Source organism: Pseudomonas sp. LBUM1678 (genome assembly GCF_059695575.1).
Genome location: NZ_CP166775.1, coordinates 5356824 through 5373123, shown reverse-complemented (window position 1 = coordinate 5373123; position 16300 = coordinate 5356824). Strand labels below are relative to the sequence as shown.

At 58.0% G+C, this 16300-nt stretch carries 16 protein-coding genes and 1 pseudogene; 7 read left to right on the top strand and 10 right to left on the bottom strand.

Annotated elements, in window-relative coordinates; translation table 11 throughout:
* The first annotated feature begins 72 nt into the window (after positions 1–72).
* Positions 73–1290 (top strand): argininosuccinate synthase, encoded by a 1218-nt coding sequence (locus ACA070_RS24400; RefSeq protein WP_007898502.1) that lies wholly within the window; start codon positions 73–75, stop codon positions 1288–1290.
* Between the two features lie 175 nt (positions 1291–1465).
* Here the strand turns inward: ACA070_RS24400 and ACA070_RS24395 are convergent, their stop codons facing one another.
* Positions 1466–2035 carry a hypothetical protein gene (locus ACA070_RS24395; RefSeq protein ID WP_497448658.1) on the bottom strand — a complete coding sequence of 190 codons (570 nt, stop codon included), beginning with the start codon at positions 2033–2035 and terminating at the stop codon, positions 1466–1468.
* Between the two features lie 598 nt (positions 2036–2633).
* On the opposite strand from ACA070_RS24395, the gene ACA070_RS24390 reads away from it, so the two are divergent.
* The gene (locus ACA070_RS24390; RefSeq protein WP_007943575.1) at positions 2634–3260 is read left to right on the top strand and encodes a response regulator transcription factor; all 627 of its coding nucleotides are present in this window, start codon (positions 2634–2636) and stop codon (positions 3258–3260) included.
* A 64-nt stretch (positions 3261–3324) separates the two neighbouring features.
* On the opposite strand, the gene ACA070_RS24385 is transcribed toward ACA070_RS24390, so the two are convergent.
* From ACA070_RS24385 to metG, 8 genes and pseudogenes are all read right to left on the bottom strand, one after another.
* Positions 3325–3504 (bottom strand): PA3496 family putative envelope integrity protein, encoded by a 180-nt coding sequence (locus ACA070_RS24385; RefSeq protein WP_497448657.1) that lies wholly within the window; start codon positions 3502–3504, stop codon positions 3325–3327.
* Positions 3505–3611: 107 nt separating this feature from the next.
* Positions 3612–4250: an endonuclease III gene (nth, locus tag ACA070_RS24380; RefSeq protein WP_497448656.1), complete on the bottom strand. Its 639-nt coding sequence runs from the start codon at positions 4248–4250 to the stop codon at positions 3612–3614.
* A 25-nt stretch (positions 4251–4275) separates the two neighbouring features.
* Positions 4276–4785 (bottom strand): Rnf-Nqr domain containing protein, encoded by a 510-nt coding sequence (locus ACA070_RS24375; RefSeq protein WP_497448655.1) that lies wholly within the window; start codon positions 4783–4785, stop codon positions 4276–4278.
* Positions 4778–5389: an RnfABCDGE type electron transport complex subunit G gene (locus tag ACA070_RS24370; RefSeq protein ID WP_497448654.1), complete on the bottom strand. Its 612-nt coding sequence runs from the start codon at positions 5387–5389 to the stop codon at positions 4778–4780. Before ACA070_RS24370 ends, ACA070_RS24375 begins: the two co-directional genes overlap by 8 nt.
* On the bottom strand, positions 5386–6369 hold the full coding sequence (locus ACA070_RS24365; protein ID WP_497448653.1) for an RnfABCDGE type electron transport complex subunit D: 984 nt from the start codon (positions 6367–6369) through the stop codon (positions 5386–5388). Before ACA070_RS24365 ends, ACA070_RS24370 begins: the two co-directional genes overlap by 4 nt.
* A gap of 601 nt (positions 6370–6970) precedes the next feature.
* Positions 6971–7345, bottom strand: a pseudogene (gene rsxB, locus ACA070_RS24360) (electron transport complex subunit RsxB); the annotation flags it as partial.
* A 17-nt stretch (positions 7346–7362) separates the two neighbouring features.
* Positions 7363–7932 (bottom strand): Rnf-Nqr domain containing protein, encoded by a 570-nt coding sequence (locus ACA070_RS24355; RefSeq protein ID WP_497448652.1) that lies wholly within the window; start codon positions 7930–7932, stop codon positions 7363–7365.
* Between the two features lie 143 nt (positions 7933–8075).
* The gene (gene metG / locus ACA070_RS24350; RefSeq protein WP_497448651.1) at positions 8076–10127 is read right to left on the bottom strand and encodes a methionine--tRNA ligase; all 2052 of its coding nucleotides are present in this window, start codon (positions 10125–10127) and stop codon (positions 8076–8078) included.
* Between the two features lie 333 nt (positions 10128–10460).
* Here metG and apbC point away from each other — a divergent pair, with 333 nt between their 5' ends.
* Positions 10461–11555 (top strand): iron-sulfur cluster carrier protein ApbC, encoded by a 1095-nt coding sequence (apbC, locus tag ACA070_RS24345; RefSeq protein ID WP_497448650.1) that lies wholly within the window; start codon positions 10461–10463, stop codon positions 11553–11555.
* Between the two features lie 140 nt (positions 11556–11695).
* On the opposite strand, the gene ACA070_RS24340 is transcribed toward apbC, so the two are convergent.
* Positions 11696–12454, bottom strand: a complete 759-nt coding sequence (locus ACA070_RS24340) for an SDR family oxidoreductase (RefSeq protein WP_077749886.1) — start codon at positions 12452–12454, stop codon at positions 11696–11698.
* 166 nt (positions 12455–12620) lie between these two features.
* Between ACA070_RS24340 and ACA070_RS24335 the strand changes: the two genes are divergently transcribed.
* The 4 genes from ACA070_RS24335 (at position 12621) to groL (ending at position 16129) form a co-directional block, all read left to right on the top strand.
* On the top strand, positions 12621–13352 hold the full coding sequence (locus ACA070_RS24335) for a HugZ family pyridoxamine 5'-phosphate oxidase (protein ID WP_497448649.1): 732 nt from the start codon (positions 12621–12623) through the stop codon (positions 13350–13352).
* Between the two features lie 66 nt (positions 13353–13418).
* Positions 13419–13895 (top strand): FxsA family protein, encoded by a 477-nt coding sequence (locus tag ACA070_RS24330; protein ID WP_497448648.1) that lies wholly within the window; start codon positions 13419–13421, stop codon positions 13893–13895.
* 247 nt (positions 13896–14142) lie between these two features.
* A complete protein-coding gene (locus tag ACA070_RS24325) occupies positions 14143–14436 on the top strand; it encodes a co-chaperone GroES (RefSeq protein ID WP_007948593.1) in 294 nt (97 codons plus the stop codon).
* A gap of 49 nt (positions 14437–14485) precedes the next feature.
* Positions 14486–16129, top strand: a complete 1644-nt coding sequence (groL, locus tag ACA070_RS24320) for a chaperonin GroEL (RefSeq protein ID WP_008155543.1) — start codon at positions 14486–14488, stop codon at positions 16127–16129.
* The last annotated feature ends 171 nt before the right edge of the window (positions 16130–16300 follow it).

The window sequence follows — 16300 nt, the reverse complement described above, 5'->3', positions numbered from 1 at the left end:
CGCGCCTCTGTAAATTATTGCGTATGACCGGTAGACTTCACGGCTTTCCGTAGAACCCCGTGGAGTGATGGCATGGCGGACGTAAACAAGGTCGTTCTGGCGTATTCCGGCGGCCTGGACACTTCGGTGATCCTCAAGTGGCTGCAGGATACTTACAACTGTGAAGTGGTGACCTTTACCGCTGACCTGGGTCAGGGCGAAGAGGTCGAACCTGCACGCGCCAAGGCTCAGGCCATGGGCGTGAAAGAGATCTACATCGACGATCTGCGCGAAGAATTCGTGCGCGATTTCGTTTTCCCGATGTTCCGCGCCAACACCGTTTACGAAGGCGAGTACCTATTGGGTACTTCCATCGCTCGTCCGTTGATCGCCAAACGCCTGATCGAAATCGCCAACGAAACCGGGGCTGACGCCATTTCCCACGGCGCCACCGGCAAGGGTAACGACCAGGTTCGTTTCGAACTGGGCGCATACGCCTTGAAGCCTGGGGTGAAAGTGATCGCTCCGTGGCGCGAATGGGACCTGCTCTCCCGTGAAAAGCTGATGGATTACGCTGAAAAGCACAACATCCCGATCGAGCGCCACGGCAAGAAAAAATCCCCGTACTCGATGGATGCCAACCTGCTGCACATCTCCTATGAAGGCGGCGTGCTGGAAGACACCTGGACCGAGCACGAAGAAGACATGTGGAAATGGACCGTCTCCCCGGAGAAGGCTCCAGACAAGGCGCAATACCTGGAACTGACCTACCGCAACGGCGACATCGTTGCACTGGACGGCGTTGAAATGACTCCGGCCACCGTGCTGGCGACCCTGAACCGTATCGGTGGCGAACACGGTATCGGCCGTCTCGACATCGTCGAGAACCGTTACGTGGGCATGAAGTCCCGTGGCTGCTACGAAACCCCTGGCGGCACCATCATGCTGCGCGCTCACCGTGCGATCGAATCGATCACCCTGGACCGCGAAGTGGCTCACCTCAAAGACGAGCTGATGCCTAAATACGCCAGCCTGATCTACACCGGTTACTGGTGGAGCCCTGAGCGTCTGATGCTGCAACAGATGATCGATGCGTCCCAGGCGCACGTGAACGGCGTTGTGCGCCTGAAGCTGTACAAGGGCAATGTGATCGTCACCGGTCGCAAGTCCGACGAATCGTTGTTCGATGCCAACATCGCGACCTTCGAAGAAGACGGCGGCGCCTACAACCAGGCCGACGCGGCGGGCTTTATCAAGCTCAACGCCTTGCGCATGCGCATTGCTGCGAACAAAGGCCGGAAGCTTTTCTGAGACCTTTGAAGCTGCAACGACGGTAATGGAAATGTGGCCTTGTCGATGACAAGGCCACATATCTGAAAAAGGGAATATTCTTGCCGGGCATTATGTTTCAGCTTTTTTGTTGTTGTGATTTCGTCTGCTTTTACTCTCTGATCGTCCTTCGATAGCTGTCTTCTGCTATTGGTATTCAAGCCATGGTCGTCATGCCATGTGAGCTCAAATTGTAAGCAATCCAGAACGTGGTGCTGTTGCGTTTCCTGGTCTGTTTCGAATGCCTGTGCGCGCCTTCCTTCAACAATGCCTCTGAATCGGTGCACGTGAGAAACACGATCACCCGTGCAGGGTTTTCCTGTGGTTGCTGGACCTTCTCCATCAAGGTGTTGAAATCCACTTTGTTACTCATCCATCGTGCGTCGACGATGTGTAGATCCTTTAGCAACACCGTCGAGCGTTGGTGATGCCCAATCAAATGCTCTGGTGTGTTGCTTTGTGAGTGATCGGTATCGGTCATGGCCTTTATGAAATGCTTTCCTTTCTCAAAATCCGAGGGCGCGTAAAGCGATCGATAGTTGAAGTTGAGTGTTGCGAAGAATAGAAAGAGCAAATAAAAGGGAAAGCTGATAAGGAACCAGATATAGATCTCTCGTTCCTCGTTATCGAGAAAGGGAAGAGAAATAGCGGCCGATGTTTCAGACAGCGTTGCAAATATCGCAATGATTGTCATGGGGTTGGTAATTCTTGTTTTGAGTTTGATCATGTTTTTTGCTCATGAAAGATTGTCTTTTCTCGGTCGATTTATGGAGAGGCTCCGGGTGTTGGTAAATTAAGGTGTGGCAGGGAAAGACTTGTACTGTTTTTGTGGTTTCCTTTTAGTTGGTTTTTTAGTGGGTGCCATAGTAGCTGTATTATTTGCGAGTCGGGTACTGTTGTTGTGCTTGTTTTAATAAGTGCATGTTAGTTTCTGTTTTTTGAAGTGTTGCTTGATGTTAAGTTTGTTGTGGCAGGTTAAGTTGGTGGGTAAGGGTCTTAACTATCTAGTGTAATCTTGATTTGACAAGGCCGGTTACTTTAAAGCGTAGCTCAATCGTCAGCGCTTGTAGGATCGCTCGAATAGAATCCTGTTTCTTTGAATTCCTGATGTAAAACGATACAAAAATATTGTAAAACGCCCAGCGCTGACTGGGCGGTAAAATTTAAGACACACAGTATTCGCCTGATTTTTGTAAGACTTATCCTTTTTGTTTGTAGGGAATGTCTCTCGGTGCCGGTGGCTGAGGGGGCCGGCATGCCATGGATGAAACGACTAGGCTATTGTGCGGGCTCTAAAAATTCGAACAGCGAAATTGGACTTGCCCATGAATAAAGTGCTGATTGTGGATGATCACCCCGTCATTCGTCTTGCGGTACGTATGCTGATGGAGCGTCATGGCTACGAAGTCATTGCAGAAACAGATAACGGCGTGGATGCATTACAACTAGCCCGCGAACTTATGCCGGATATTGTCATTCTGGATATTGGAATACCCAAACTGGATGGGCTGGAAGTCATAGCGCGCCTGACATCGACGGCGATGCCTCTTAAAGTTCTGATATTGACCTCTCAGGCCCCCGGCCATTTTTCCATGCGTTGCATGCAGTCGGGTGCTGCCGGATATGTCTGCAAGCAGCAGGATCTCACTGAGTTGCTCAGTGCAATAAAGGCCGTACTTTCTGGCTACAGTTACTTTCCGAATCAAGCGCTGCATACCGTGCGCTCCAGTCTTGGGAATGCCAGTGAAGCCGATATGGTTGATCGTCTGTCCGGGCGCGAAATGATGGTGCTTCAACAGTTGGCCCGAGGAAAGACAAACAAGGAGATTGCCGATGGAATGTTCCTCAGCAATAAAACCGTCAGTACTTACAAGACCCGCCTGCTGTTGAAGCTCAATGCTCGCTCCCTGGTCGACCTGATTGAGCTGGCTCAACGCAATGGACTGGTATGAGTGCACTGGCGATTGAGGGATTGGCACTTAGTAAAAAGCCTCCGTTTCGGGAGGCTTTTAGGTGTCACATGTCAAAATCGTAATCGGCCAATTGCTTTTGCAGTCGGCGCTCCTCCAGCAGATTGTCGATGGTGCGGCGTTTGCTCAGGTTTGTCTTCGCCACTTCAACCACCGGTTCAGCGTCATCGGCCTCAACGGGTGTGAAGTCGTCTTCTACGTCCAATTGCTCTTTGCCAGTGCTCATAAGGTTAACTCCAGGCTAAGACTGCCTTTGGCGCCCCTTATATCGACAATCTCTCGGCGGGTAAAAAAGATTTTTTCAATCGATGGATCAATAAATCTAATAGCGCCTCAATCGTCCGAGGTCTTTTGCTTGTATTCGCACAGGTCTTCGATCCGGCAGCTACCGCAACGTGGCTTGCGGGCCAGGCAAACGTAGCGTCCATGAAGGATCAACCAATGGTGGGAATCGAGCAGGTATGGCTTGGGGACAAACTTCATCAGCTTCATCTCCACCTCCACCACATTCTTGCCTGGCGCAATGCCCGTGCGGTTGCTGACCCGGAAAATGTGGGTGTCTACGGCCATGGTCAGTTGGCGAAAAGCGGTATTAAGCACCACATTGGCGGTCTTGCGGCCGACGCCGGGTAGCGCTTCCAGTTCCTCTCGGGTTTGCGGAACCTCGCCGCCATGGCGCTCCACCAGTAAACGACAGGTTTCGATCACGTTTTTCGCTTTGCTGTTAAACAGGCCGATGGTCTTGATGTATTCCGAAAGGCCTTCAACCCCCAAGGCATGAATCGCCGCCGGCGTATTGGCCACCGGGTAGAGTTTGGCGGTGGCCTTGTTCACGCCGACATCGGTCGACTGGGCGGAGAGAATGACGGCAATCAGCAATTCGAACGGCGAGGAATAGGCCAGTTCGGTCTTCGGTTCCGGGTTGTCTTCGTGAAACCTGCGGAAAATTTCCAGGCGTTTTGCGGCATTCATGGACAGTGCGTTTCCTCGAAATCAGTCAGTGTGAGGGAGTCGGGCGGTTCCAGGCCTGCCAGGCGGCAATCAGCAGCCCCAGCAGAATGAATCCGCCAGGGACCAGCGTGGCCAGGTGCAGGCCGCTGTTGCCGATAAGCTCGCGCAGCAGGCCAAGGCCCACCATCAGCGCGCCAAACAGGCCACACAAGCGCAGGCGATCAAGTCGCGATTCCTGGAAGAAACCATTGTGTTCCAAAACCACGCATTGCACGGCGATCAGTCCTGCATAGATCCCCGCGTGCTGATGCCATTGAAGTGACCCGACCTGGGCGGCAAGTTCCGCGCAACTGGTCAACGTGGCAGCCAGCAGGATGCTGGCAAGCAAGCGGGTGGACGGGATCAGCCGTGATCGCAAGGCCGCCATGCTGACGTCATAAGCATTGATCACCACGAAGAACATCAGCCACAGGCCCAAGGCCGTCAGCCAAGCGTCCGTAGCGCCGATAAGAGGCGCAAGCATCAGTGAGTTGCGCAGCGTTGCTGATTTATTCATGAGCGCTGCTCCCGATCAGCTGTTGCGAATGCTCATCGAAGTAGCGCAACGCGTCATGGACGGCGCTGATCACCGCTCTGGATGTAATGGTCGCGCCCGCTATCTGATCGAATTGGCCCTGGTCTTTTTTCAAGGCCCAGCCCGTGTCACCGGGGTCGGTTCGAGACTTGCCGGTGAATAGCTGAAGCCAGGCATTGGGCCAGTCTGCGATCTTGCCGCCCAGCGCAGGGGTTTCCGATTGCTTGAGGGTTTTGACCCCCAGCAACTTACCGTTTGCGCCGATGGCGACCAGCAACTCGATGGAGCCCTCGTAGCCCAGCGTCTGGCTGCGCAGCAACACCGCGCAAGGTTGGCCGGTCTTGGTCGCCAGATAGCCACCCAGCAGCATGCTGTTAGCCAAGCGGATGTCTTTGAGGGTGAGCGGCTGATCCAGCGGTTGATTGTCGTAGCTGTCCGGCGGTAGCAGGTCCAGCAGGTTGCGGCTGTCGATCAAGCGCTGTTGCGCGCTGATGCGCGGTGCGCCGGCGTATTGCGCGAAATATGTCGCGCCGATCCCCAGCCCGGCCAGCAGCACCAGGATCACAACACTTGTCGCTCGGTTCATGGGGCAACCTGCTCCTGCCTGGACGCGACAAACCGCTCCAGCGCCGGGACACAAAGGTTCATCAGCAACACGGCAAACGCTACACCGTCCGGGTAACCGCCCCAGGTTCGGATGAGGTAGGTCAGTAATCCCACGCCGGCACCGAACAGGAGTCGGGCACCGGGACTTTTCGCGCCGGACACCGGCTCAGTGGCAATAAAGAATGCACCCAGCATGGTCGCGCCGGTGAGCAGGTGAAACAGCGGTGAGCCATGGGAGTCGGAGCCCGAACCGTTCCAGCACAGCAGGCTGATAATGAACAGGCTGGCGAGCATGCCGACCGGTGCATGCCAAGTGAACACCCGCCGTTGCAGAAGAAACGCGCCGCCTGCGAGAAAGGCCAGGTTGACCCATTCCACGCCGCGTCCGCCGAAATTGCCGAACGCCGGGTTGCCGGCGAAGAGTTCGTCCATGGTCAGGCTTTTGTTGATCCGCAGGCTGTCCAGCGCCGTGGCCTGGACCCAGGCATCCGGGGTCTGGCCGAAGCCGAAGACCTGCTGCAAACCCCCGAGCAGATTCATGCCGTGTGACGATGGCCAGAGGGTCATCTGCTGGGGAAAGGCCACCAGCACCAAGGCAAAACCGAGCATCGCCGGGTTGAACGGATTCTTGCCGACACCGCCGTAGAGGTGTTTGCCGAGCAGCGCGAATGCCGCTGCACTGACCGTTAGCCACCACGGGCAGTAAGGTGGCAAGGCCAGTGCCAGCAGCGTCGCGCTGACCAGGGCGCTGCCGTCGCTCAAGGTCGGTTTGATCGATCGCTTGCGCAGTTGCAACACCGCTGCTTCAACGGCCAATGCGCTAACCGCCGCCAGAATCAGGTTGATCAACACGCCCCAGCCATACAACCAGAACAACACCAGCATCCCCGGCACGGTGGCCAGCAACACCAGCTTCATGGCCTGCTGAAGGCGTTCGTCCACCGATTCAAGGGGCGACATAGGCATCCACCTGGCACTCGGCGTCCTTCACCGCGAGTTCCAGCGCTGCGATCTGTTCCACCGCTGCTTCACTGGCTCGCGCTTTGTTGAGTTCGGCACGGCGCATGGCCAGCTGAATCTTCGCCCGTTTCAGTTCGGCATCCTTCACTGGCGCAACCGGCGCCGGGGTTGGCGGCGCGCTGCTTTCCAGCCTCGCCAAGGCTTGCTCAGCCGCTTCGAACTGCTGTTGCAGCACGATCAGTTGCGACTGCTGTTCGAAGGTCGGTGGATGTCCGAAGGCCTTGAGCGACTTGTTCAGTTGCGCGCGACTCATCGCCACATCGATCTTGGCTTTTTTCAACGCCGCATCGGCGTTCGCCGCTTTCTGCGCGCGCACCCGCTCAAGCGCAGCCTGAACCGGGTCGAGCGGCGTCACTTCGTTGTGCGGCACGGCGCGTTGGGCGCGGGCCTGACGTTCGGCGAGTTTCTGTTCTTCTTCACGCCGCAAGCGGGCGTTGCGCTGCTCGAAGCGGCGCCGCGCACGATTGCGTTTGGCGGTGCGCGCCTGTTGTTCTTCAAGGCTGAACGCCAAGCCACCGACAATCGGCAGCACGGTGGCCAAGGGCAGTGGCCGCATCTCGATGCAGTCCACCGGGCAGGGCGCGACACACAGGTCGCAACCGGTGCATTCGTCGACAATCACGGTGTGCATCAATTTCGCCGCGCCGACGATCGCATCCACCGGGCACGCCTGAATGCACTTGGTACAACCGATGCATTCGGCTTCGCGAATATAGGCGATTTGCGCGGGGGCCGAGCCGCGACTGACGTCCAGCTCCAGTACCGGCACTTTCAGCAAGTCAGCCAGTGCCGAGATGGTTTCGCTGCCACCCGGCGGGCACTTGTTGATCGACTCGCCGCTGGCGATGCCTTCGGCGTATGGCTTGCATCCAGGGTGGCCGCACTTGCCGCATTGGGTCTGCGGCAGGAGGGCGTCGATGCGTTGAATCAGACTCATGTTTTGATCAGTCCGGTGAATCCGAGAAAAGCCACTGCGATCAGTCCGGCGCCGATCAACTCGATCGGCAGGCCACGAAAGGGCAGGGGGACATCGTTATCGAGAATGCGCTGGCGCAAGTCGCTGAACAGGCTCAGCACCAGCCAGAAACCCAGACCGGCGCCGAGGCACAGGGCAGTGGTGTGAAAGAATCCTTGGTCGTCCCCGGCGTTGAGCAATGCCAGCCCCAACACACCCGCGTTGCCCAGCAGCAACGGCCAGAGACCATCGAACGCAAGCTTGGGCAGTAACCGCGACAGCAGCTTCAACAGTGGGCTGATCAGCAAAACGCTCAAGGGCAGGAACACGAAGAGGCGCAGCGAAGTCAGCTCCAGCGGCACCAGCAGCCAGTGCCAGGCCGAGTAGCTCAACAGGCCGACAACCAGCATCAGACAGGTCGTGGCAATGCCCAAGGCATGAACCTGATCGCGCTCGCTGCCCAGCAGCGGATCGACGCCCAGCGGCCAGTGCAACACGAGGTTGTTGATCAGGGCTGCGCTGATAAGCGTAAGAAGCATCTCGGTCATGATCGTGCCGGCAGAAATAGGGCTTTTTAACAGTGCGGTCTAAAAAGCTTAGGCATTATCCGGCAAGGACGGAGGGTGGGGCCAGATATGAAAATCCCACAGCCGCGACAGGCACGACTGTGGGATCGATTTAGCGCAGAACCTTACTTGATGCGTTGACCCGGCTTGGCGCCGCTGTCGGGGCTGAGCAGGTAGATTTCTTCACCGCCAGGACCGGCGGCCATCACCATGCCTTCGGAGATACCGAACTTCATTTTTCGTGGTTTGAGGTTGGCGATCATCATGGTCAGACGGCCGTTGAGCTTGGACGGATCCGGATAAGCGCTCTTGATCCCGGAGAACACGTTGCGTTGCTCGTCACCGATGTCCAGGGTCAGACGCAGCAGTTTGTCAGCCCCTTCCACGTGTTCGGCCTTGACGATCAACGCTACGCGCAGATCGACCGCAGCGAAGGCGTCGAACTCGATTTCCGGCGACAGCGGATCCTTGGCCAGTTCGCCGTTGCCGGCAGGCGCAGCAGCACCGGTGTCGGTCTGGCTGGCGGTCAGGTCTTCTTTCGAGGCGTCGCTCATGGCTTGCACTTTTACCGGGTCGATACGGGTCATCAACGGCTTGAACTCGTTCAGCTGATGGTTGCTGAGCAAGGTCGTGTGGTCGTCCCAGGTCAGCGGCGCGACGTTGAGGAACGCCTCGGCATCGGCGGCCAGCAACGGCAGCACCGGTTTGAGGAAGATCACCAGTTGGCGGAACAGGTTCACGCCCAGGGCGCAGATGGCCTGGACTTCATCCTGCTTGCCTTCCTGTTTGTTCAGCGACCACGGCGCCTTGTCGGCGATCCAGGCGTTGGCGCGGTCGGCCAGGCCCATGATCTCGCGCATGGCACGGGCGAAGTCGCGAGCCTCGTAGGCCTCGGCAATGCTTGGCGCTGCGGCCAGGAACGCTTCGGTCAATTCTGGAGCGGCGTTGCCGGCCACCAGCAAACCGCCGTTACCCTTTTGGATGAAGCCGGCGCAACGGCTGGCGATGTTGACGACTTTACCGACCAGGTCGGAGTTGACCTTCTGCACGAAGTCTTCGAGGTTCAGGTCGAGGTCATCGACGCCACGACTCAGCTTGGCCGCGTAGTAGTAGCGCAGGTATTCCGGCGACAGGTGGTCCAGGTAAGTCCGGGCCTTGATAAAGGTGCCACGGGACTTGGACATTTTCTGACCGTTGACGGTCAGGTAGCCGTGCACGTTGATGCCGGTCGGCTTGCGGAAACCGGCGCCTTCGAGCATCGCTGGCCAGAACAGGGCGTGGAAGTTGACGATGTCCTTGCCGATGAAATGGTAAAGCTCGGCGGTGGAGTCCTTGCCCCAGAACGCGTCGAAGTCCAGCTCCGGCGTACGATCGCAGAGGTTCTTGAAGCTCGCCATGTAGCCGATCGGCGCGTCCAGCCAGACGTAGAAGTACTTGCCTGGCTCGTCTGGAATCTCGAAACCGAAGTACGGCGCATCGCGGGAGATGTCCCACTGTTGCAAGCCGGCATCCAGCCATTCGGCGATCTTGTTCGCGACGGCTTCTTGCAACGTGCCGCTGCGAGTCCAGGCTTGTAGCATTTCCTGGAAGTCCGGCAGCTTGAAGAAGAAGTGCTGGGAATCCTTGAGCACCGGGGTGGCGCCAGAGATCGCCGACTTCGGATCCTTCAGGTCGGTCGGTGCGTAGGTTGCACCGCATTTTTCGCAGTTGTCGCCGTACTGGTCTTCAGTGCCGCATTTCGGGCAGGTGCCCTTGATGAAGCGGTCGGCCAGGAACATTTTCTTTTCCGGGTCGAAATACTGAGTGATCGAGCGCTGGGCGATGTGCCCGGCGTCGCGCAGCTTCAGGTAGATCTGGCTCGACAGCTCACGGTTTTCTTCGGCGTGAGTGGAGTGGAAGTTGTCGAAGTCCACCAGGAACTCGGCAAAGTCGGCGCTGTGCTCAGCCTGGACGTTGGCGATCAGTTGTTCCGGGGTGATGCCTTCCTTTTCCGCGCGCAGCATGATGGCCGAACCGTGGGCGTCGTCGGCGCAGACATAAATGCATTGATTGCCGCGGTGCTTCTGGAAGCGCACCCACATATCGGTCTGGATGTATTCCAGCATGTGGCCAAGATGGATCGAACCATTGGCATAGGGCAGGGCGCTGGTGACGAGGATCTTGCGTGGCTCGGACATGGGGCTCGGCTACTTGATGAAACGGAGGTCGGCCACTATAAAGCGCCGGCGCATATTTTTCACCCCGTGAGCCTGTATCCATATGCGGCAATCGCAAAAAACTGTGGCGAGGGAGCTTGCTCCCGCTGGGTGGCGAAGCCGCCCCAAACCCTGCAACCCGGCTCCATCGGAAGGAACGCATCCGTCTGATTGCGGCTGCTTCGCACCCGAGCGGGAGCAAGCTCCCTCGCCACAGGGATGTGTTTGCCACAAATCATAGGCGGGCATGCCGTCCAGGCCATAGAACGGTTAGGATACCCGCCTGATTTTCCAGTCTTGCTATCGGAGTTGCCCATGAGCGTCGTCAATCGCGCAGCGGTGGAAGCCGTCCTTCGCCAATACACCGACCCTTATCTGAACCAGGACCCGGTCAGCGCCGGGTGCGTGCGCGGCATCGACATCCAGGGTGATCGCGTCAGCGTTCAGTTGGAGCTGGGTTATGCCGCCGGTCTGTTCAAAAGTGGCTGGTCGCAGATGCTGCAAATGGCGATCGAAGCCCTCGACGGCGTGACGAGCGCTCGCGTTGACATCACCAGTGTGATCGCCGCGCACAAGGCCCAGGCGCAGATTCCGGGCCTGGCCAACGTCAAAAACGTGGTGGCTGTGGCGTCCGGCAAGGGCGGCGTGGGCAAATCCACCACCGCCGCCAACCTCGCACTGGCCCTGGCCCGTGAAGGCGCCAAGGTCGGGATTCTCGACGCGGACATCTACGGTCCGAGCCAGGGCATCATGTTCGGCATCCCTGAAGGTACCCGACCAAAGGTCAAGGATCAGAAGTGGTTCGTGCCGATCGAATCCCATGGCGTCGAAGTGATGTCCATGGCCTTCCTGACCGACGACAACACGCCGATGGTCTGGCGCGGGCCGATGGTCTCCGGCGCGCTGTTGCAACTGGTCACGCAAACCGCCTGGGGCGACCTGGATTACCTGGTCATCGACATGCCGCCAGGCACCGGTGACATCCAGTTGACCCTGGCGCAGAAAGTCCCGGTGGCCGGTGCCGTCATCGTCACCACCCCGCAAGACCTGGCGCTGCTGGACGCGCGCAAAGGCGTGGAGATGTTCCGCAAGGTCAACATCCCGGTACTGGGCGTGGTGGAAAACATGGCCGTGCACATCTGCTCCAACTGCGGGCATGCCGAGCATCTGTTCGGTGAAGGTGGCGGGGTGAAGCTGGCCAATCAATACGGCGTCGAACTGCTGGCGTCGTTGCCGCTGGCAATGGCTATCCGCGAACAGGCCGATGGCGGCAAGCCAACGGTGATCGCCGAGCCGGACAGCCCGATTGCGCTGGTGTACCAGGAACTCGCCCGCCATGTCGGCGCGCGGATTGTGTTGCAGGAAGCGGCGACACCGGCGATGCCGAACATCACCATCAGCGACGATTGAATCACTCCGCTGTGTAGCAGCTGCCGAGGCACGAGGCTGCGTTGCGTGTCCGCAGGACCGCCCTTCGGGGCTGCTGCGCAGCCCAACGCAGCCTCGTACCTCGGCAGCTGCTACACCTGATGAGGCTGTGACATTGTGGTTTAGATCCGCAACCCGCCATCCATTTCCAGAATCCGGCCGGTGTAGTAGTCGTTCTCGAAAATATACGCCGCCGAATGTGCGATCTCTTCCGGTTTGCCCATGCGCTTGAGCGGAATCCCGGCCGTCATCTTCTCCAAGGCTTCAGGCTTCATGCCCAACGTCATCTCGGTTTCGATAAAGCCCGGCGCAATGCCCGCCACGCGAATGCCATAACGCGCCAGTTCCTTGGCCCAGGTTACGGTCGCTGCGGCCACGCCAGCCTTGGCGGCGGAGTAGTTGGTCTGGCCGACGTTGCCGGCACGGGAGATCGAGGAGATATTGATGATCGCGCCGCTGTTGTTCAGCTCGACCATTTTTGCCGCGACTTCACGGGTGCACAGGAACACGCCGGTCAGGTTGACGTCGATGACGGCCTGCCATTGGGCCAGGCTCATTTTGGTCATTTCGCCATCCTTGACCTTAAGCAGCAGGCCGTCGCGCAAGATCCCGGCGTTGTTGATCAAGCCATGAATCGCGCCAAAATCTTCGGCCACCTGAGCGACCATGTGCGTCACTTGCTCTTCATTGGCGACGTTGCACAGGTAAGCCCGCGCCTCTACACCCTTGGCTTTGCACGCCGCGACGGTGTCGTCGAGCTTTTCCTGGTTCAGGTCCACCAGCGCCAGCTTCGCGCCTTTACCCGCGAAATACTCGGCCATGGAGCGGCCTAAACCCTGGCAACCGCCAGTGATAATGATTACTTTGTCAGTGAGTTGCATTCGCATGCCCCAATAGCAGGTTCAGAGTGGTTTCCTTCCTAGAGGGCCTCTCGATCTGCACCTGATGCGGCCTGGTTGCACATGAGAACTGCCCCGATGGCGTACTGGAACTTATCCCCAGGCGCCTGTCCGTTTTCTCGACGGATTCTATATAAGGAGTCATAAATTGAGCGTTGAAGCGGCCAAGAATGCCCGAGAATTGCTTCTCAAGGAATACCGTGGGGTGCTGTCGACGCACTCCAAGTCGATGCCCGGCTTCCCGTTTGGCTCCGTCGTTCCTTATTGCCTGGACGAGCAGGGCCGGCCACTGATCCTGATCAGCCGCATCGCCCAGCACACCCACAATCTGCAGAAGGATCCGAAATGCTCGCTGTTTGTAGGCGAGCGCGAGGCCGACGATGTTCAAGCCGTTGGTCGCCTGACTTACCTCGCCGAAGCAGAAAAGCTCGAAGACGAAGCCGCGATCGAAGCGGCGGCCGAGCGTTACTACCGCTATTTCCCTGACTCTCAGAGCTACCACAAAGCCCACGATTTCGATTTCTGGGTGCTCAAGCCTGTGCGTCACCGCTACATCGGCGGTTTCGGCGCGATTCACTGGGTCGACCAGCTGACCCTGGCCAACCCGTTCGCCGGCAAAGCCGAACTGAGCATGGTCGAGCACATGAATGCCGATCACGCCAAAGCCATCGCCCACTACGTCGATCTGGCGGGGCTACCGAAAACCGAACCGGCGCAACTGGCCGGTATCGACAGCGAAGGCATGCACCTGCGCATTGGTCAGGCCCTGTACTGGCTACCGTTCCAGGCAACCTGTAATACGCCGACACAAGTGCGCGAAGCCTTGGTTTTCCTGGCTCACGCCGAGCATTGGCCGAAAAATGAAGTGGCCGACGCTTGAATTCACGAAACGGCGACGTCATCTAGGGAAGACTGGCAAGGCATTCTTGCGTTGAGGAACCATTTGATGCGCCCTTTTTTATTGCTCTTTGTACTGTTTCCGGTGTTGGAGCTGTTCGTATTCGTCAAGGTCAGCGGGGCCATCGGGTTTTTCCCGGCCCTGCTGCTGATCATTCTCGGCTCGATGCTCGGCGTTTTCGTGCTGCGTATCGCCGGTCTGGCCACCGCGTTGCGTGCTCGTGAAAGCCTGAACCGCGGCGAGTTGCCGGCCCAGACCATGCTGGAAGGTTTGATGCTGGCCCTGGCGGGTGGTCTGTTGATCCTGCCGGGCTTCGTCTCTGACGTGCTGGGTCTGATCATGCTGCTGCCGATCTCCCGTCGACTGCTGGCCAATAAAATGCGCCAGCGCGCCGAAGAGGCGGCGATCCGTCAGCGTGCGTTCGCCGACGATCTTCAACCACGTGGCGGTCCTGCTCCGCAGCCGCCACTGGGCCGCGAGCCCAATGTGATCGAAGGCGAGTACGAACACCGCGATTCCAAGTAAAGCGTTTCAGCTGCACGGCACCTTCGGGTGCCGTGTTCGTTTTCAGGGCATTGATGCAAAAAATTTCGATCCTCGCCCTTGTAATAAGCTTATGCGCCCTTATGTAACGGTCACCGCAAGGTTTCTGGCGATCATGCCAGACAGACTTCCGCGGTTCGCTTGACGAACCGCACCCGGCACCGCCGGATTTGTTAAACCCGCCGGGAATACACCGGCCGATGAAAACCACAATTAGGAGAGATCGACAATGAAGCTTCGTCCTCTGCATGACCGCGTCGTCGTCCGTCGCAGCGAAGAAGAAAAGAAAACCGCTGGCGGTATCGTCCTGCCAGGTTCGGCTGCTGAAAAGCCAAACCAGGGCGAAGTCCTCGCTGTAGGCCCAGGCAAAGTTCTGGACAACGGTGAAGTGCGTGCGCTGTCCGTAAAAGTGGGTGACAAGGTTGTGTTCGGCCCTTACTCCGGCAGCAACACTGTGAAAGTTGACGGCGAAGACCTGCTGGTTATCGGCGAGAGCGAAATCCTCGCTGTAGTCGAAGGCTGATTCCCCGCTCATTTTCCCGCTACTACAAAGTATTTAAGGAATATCGATCATGGCTGCTAAAGAAGTTAAATTCGGCGATTCCGCCCGTAAGAAAATGCTCGCCGGTGTGAACGTCCTGGCTGACGCAGTAAAAGCGACCCTGGGCCCTAAAGGCCGTAACGTGATCATCGAGAAGAGCTTCGGCGCTCCGACCATCACCAAGGACGGCGTGTCCGTTGCCAAAGAAATCGAGCTGAAAGATCGCTTCGAAAACATGGGCGCGCAGCTGGTCAAAGACGTTGCCTCCCGTGCCAATGATGACGCAGGCGACGGCACCACCACCGCTACCGTTCTGGCTCAATCGATCGTCAACGAAGGCCTGAAAGCCGTCGCTGCCGGCATGAACCCGATGGACCTGAAACGCGGTATCGACAAAGCGACCATCGCAATCGTCAAAGAGCTGAAAGCGCTGTCCAAGCCTTGCGCTGACACCAAGGCAATCGCTCAGGTCGGCACCATCTCGGCCAACTCCGACAGCTCCATCGGCGACATCATTGCCGAAGCCATGGAAAAAGTCGGTAAAGAAGGCGTGATCACCGTTGAAGAAGGCTCGGGCCTGGAAAACGAACTGTCGGTTGTTGAAGGCATGCAGTTCGACCGTGGCTACCTGTCCCCGTACTTCGTCAACAAGCCAGAGACCATGACTGCCGAGCTGGACGGTCCGCTGATCCTGCTGGTCGACAAAAAGATCTCGAACATCCGCGAAATGCTGCCAGTACTGGAAGCCGTTGCCAAAGCCGGCCGTCCACTGCTGATCGTGGCCGAAGACGTTGAAGGCGAAGCCCTGGCGACTCTGGTTGTGAACAACATGCGTGGCATCGTTAAAGTCGCAGCCGTCAAGGCTCCAGGCTTCGGCGACCGCCGCAAGGCCATGCTGCAGGACATCGCTGTCCTGACTGGCGGTACCGTTATCTCCGAAGAGATCGGTCTGAGCCTGGAAAGCACTACCCTGGAACACCTGGGTAATGCCAAGCGCGTGATCCTGTCCAAAGAAAACACCACCGTGATCGACGGCGCCGGCGTTGAAGCTGATATCCAGGCTCGCGTTCTGCAAATCCGTCAGCAAGTGGCTGACACTTCGTCCGACTACGACCGTGAAAAACTGCAAGAGCGTCTGGCCAAGCTGTCCGGCGGCGTTGCAGTGATCAAGGTTGGCGCTGGTTCCGAAGTTGAAATGAAAGAGAAGAAAGCCCGCGTTGAAGACGCCCTGCACGCAACCCGCGCAGCCGTTGAAGAAGGCGTGGTACCTGGCGGCGGCGTGGCACTGGTTCGCGCTCTGCAGGCTATCTCCGAGCTGAAAGGCGACAACGATGACCAGAACGTTGGCATCCAGTTGCTGCGTCGCGCTGTTGAAGCGCCACTGCGCCAGATCGTTGCCAACTCCGGCGACGAGCCAAGCGTAGTTGTAGACAAGGTCAAGCAGGGTTCGGGTAACTACGGTTACAACGCTGCCACCGGCGAATACGGCGACATGATCGAAATGGGTATCCTGGACCCGGCTAAAGTGACTCGTTCGGCTCTGCAAGCGGCTTCGTCGATTGCCAGCCTGATGATCACCACCGAAGCCATGATCGCCGAGATCAAGGAAGACGGCCCAGCTGGCGGCGGCATGCCAGACATGGGCGGTATGGGCGGCATGGGCGGCATGATGTAAGCCAGCCTTACCCCGTACATAAAAACCCCGCCGGCGATGAGCCGGCGGGGTTTTTTATTACCCGGATTCCGAGGCGCACATCGGCCCATGTGGGAGCGAGCCTGCTCGCGATAGCGGCGGATCAGCCAGCATTGATGTGGCCTGACACACCGCTATCGCGAGCAGGCTCGC

Bases quoted from the DNA above. Each gene is read 5' to 3' on its own strand.
- ACA070_RS24400 (WP_007898502.1), top strand. From the start codon at position 73: ATGGCGGACGTAAACAAGGTCGTTCTGGCGTATTCCGGCGGCCTGGAC.
- ACA070_RS24395 (WP_497448658.1), bottom strand. From the start codon at position 2,035: ATGATCAAACTCAAAACAAGAATTACCAACCCCATGACAATCATTGCG.
- ACA070_RS24390 (WP_007943575.1), top strand. From the start codon at position 2,634: ATGAATAAAGTGCTGATTGTGGATGATCACCCCGTCATTCGTCTTGCG.
- ACA070_RS24385 (WP_497448657.1), bottom strand. From the start codon at position 3,504: ATGAGCACTGGCAAAGAGCAATTGGACGTAGAAGACGACTTCACACCC.
- nth (WP_497448656.1), bottom strand. From the start codon at position 4,250: ATGAATGCCGCAAAACGCCTGGAAATTTTCCGCAGGTTTCACGAAGAC.
- ACA070_RS24375 (WP_497448655.1), bottom strand. From the start codon at position 4,785: ATGAATAAATCAGCAACGCTGCGCAACTCACTGATGCTTGCGCCTCTT.
- ACA070_RS24370 (WP_497448654.1), bottom strand. From the start codon at position 5,389: ATGAACCGAGCGACAAGTGTTGTGATCCTGGTGCTGCTGGCCGGGCTG.
- ACA070_RS24365 (WP_497448653.1), bottom strand. From the start codon at position 6,369: ATGTCGCCCCTTGAATCGGTGGACGAACGCCTTCAGCAGGCCATGAAG.
- ACA070_RS24355 (WP_497448652.1), bottom strand. From the start codon at position 7,932: ATGACCGAGATGCTTCTTACGCTTATCAGCGCAGCCCTGATCAACAAC.
- metG (WP_497448651.1), bottom strand. From the start codon at position 10,127: ATGTCCGAGCCACGCAAGATCCTCGTCACCAGCGCCCTGCCCTATGCC.
- apbC (WP_497448650.1), top strand. From the start codon at position 10,461: ATGAGCGTCGTCAATCGCGCAGCGGTGGAAGCCGTCCTTCGCCAATAC.
- ACA070_RS24340 (WP_077749886.1), bottom strand. From the start codon at position 12,454: ATGCAACTCACTGACAAAGTAATCATTATCACTGGCGGTTGCCAGGGT.
- ACA070_RS24330 (WP_497448648.1), top strand. From the start codon at position 13,419: ATGCGCCCTTTTTTATTGCTCTTTGTACTGTTTCCGGTGTTGGAGCTG.
- ACA070_RS24325 (WP_007948593.1), top strand. From the start codon at position 14,143: ATGAAGCTTCGTCCTCTGCATGACCGCGTCGTCGTCCGTCGCAGCGAA.
- groL (WP_008155543.1), top strand. From the start codon at position 14,486: ATGGCTGCTAAAGAAGTTAAATTCGGCGATTCCGCCCGTAAGAAAATG.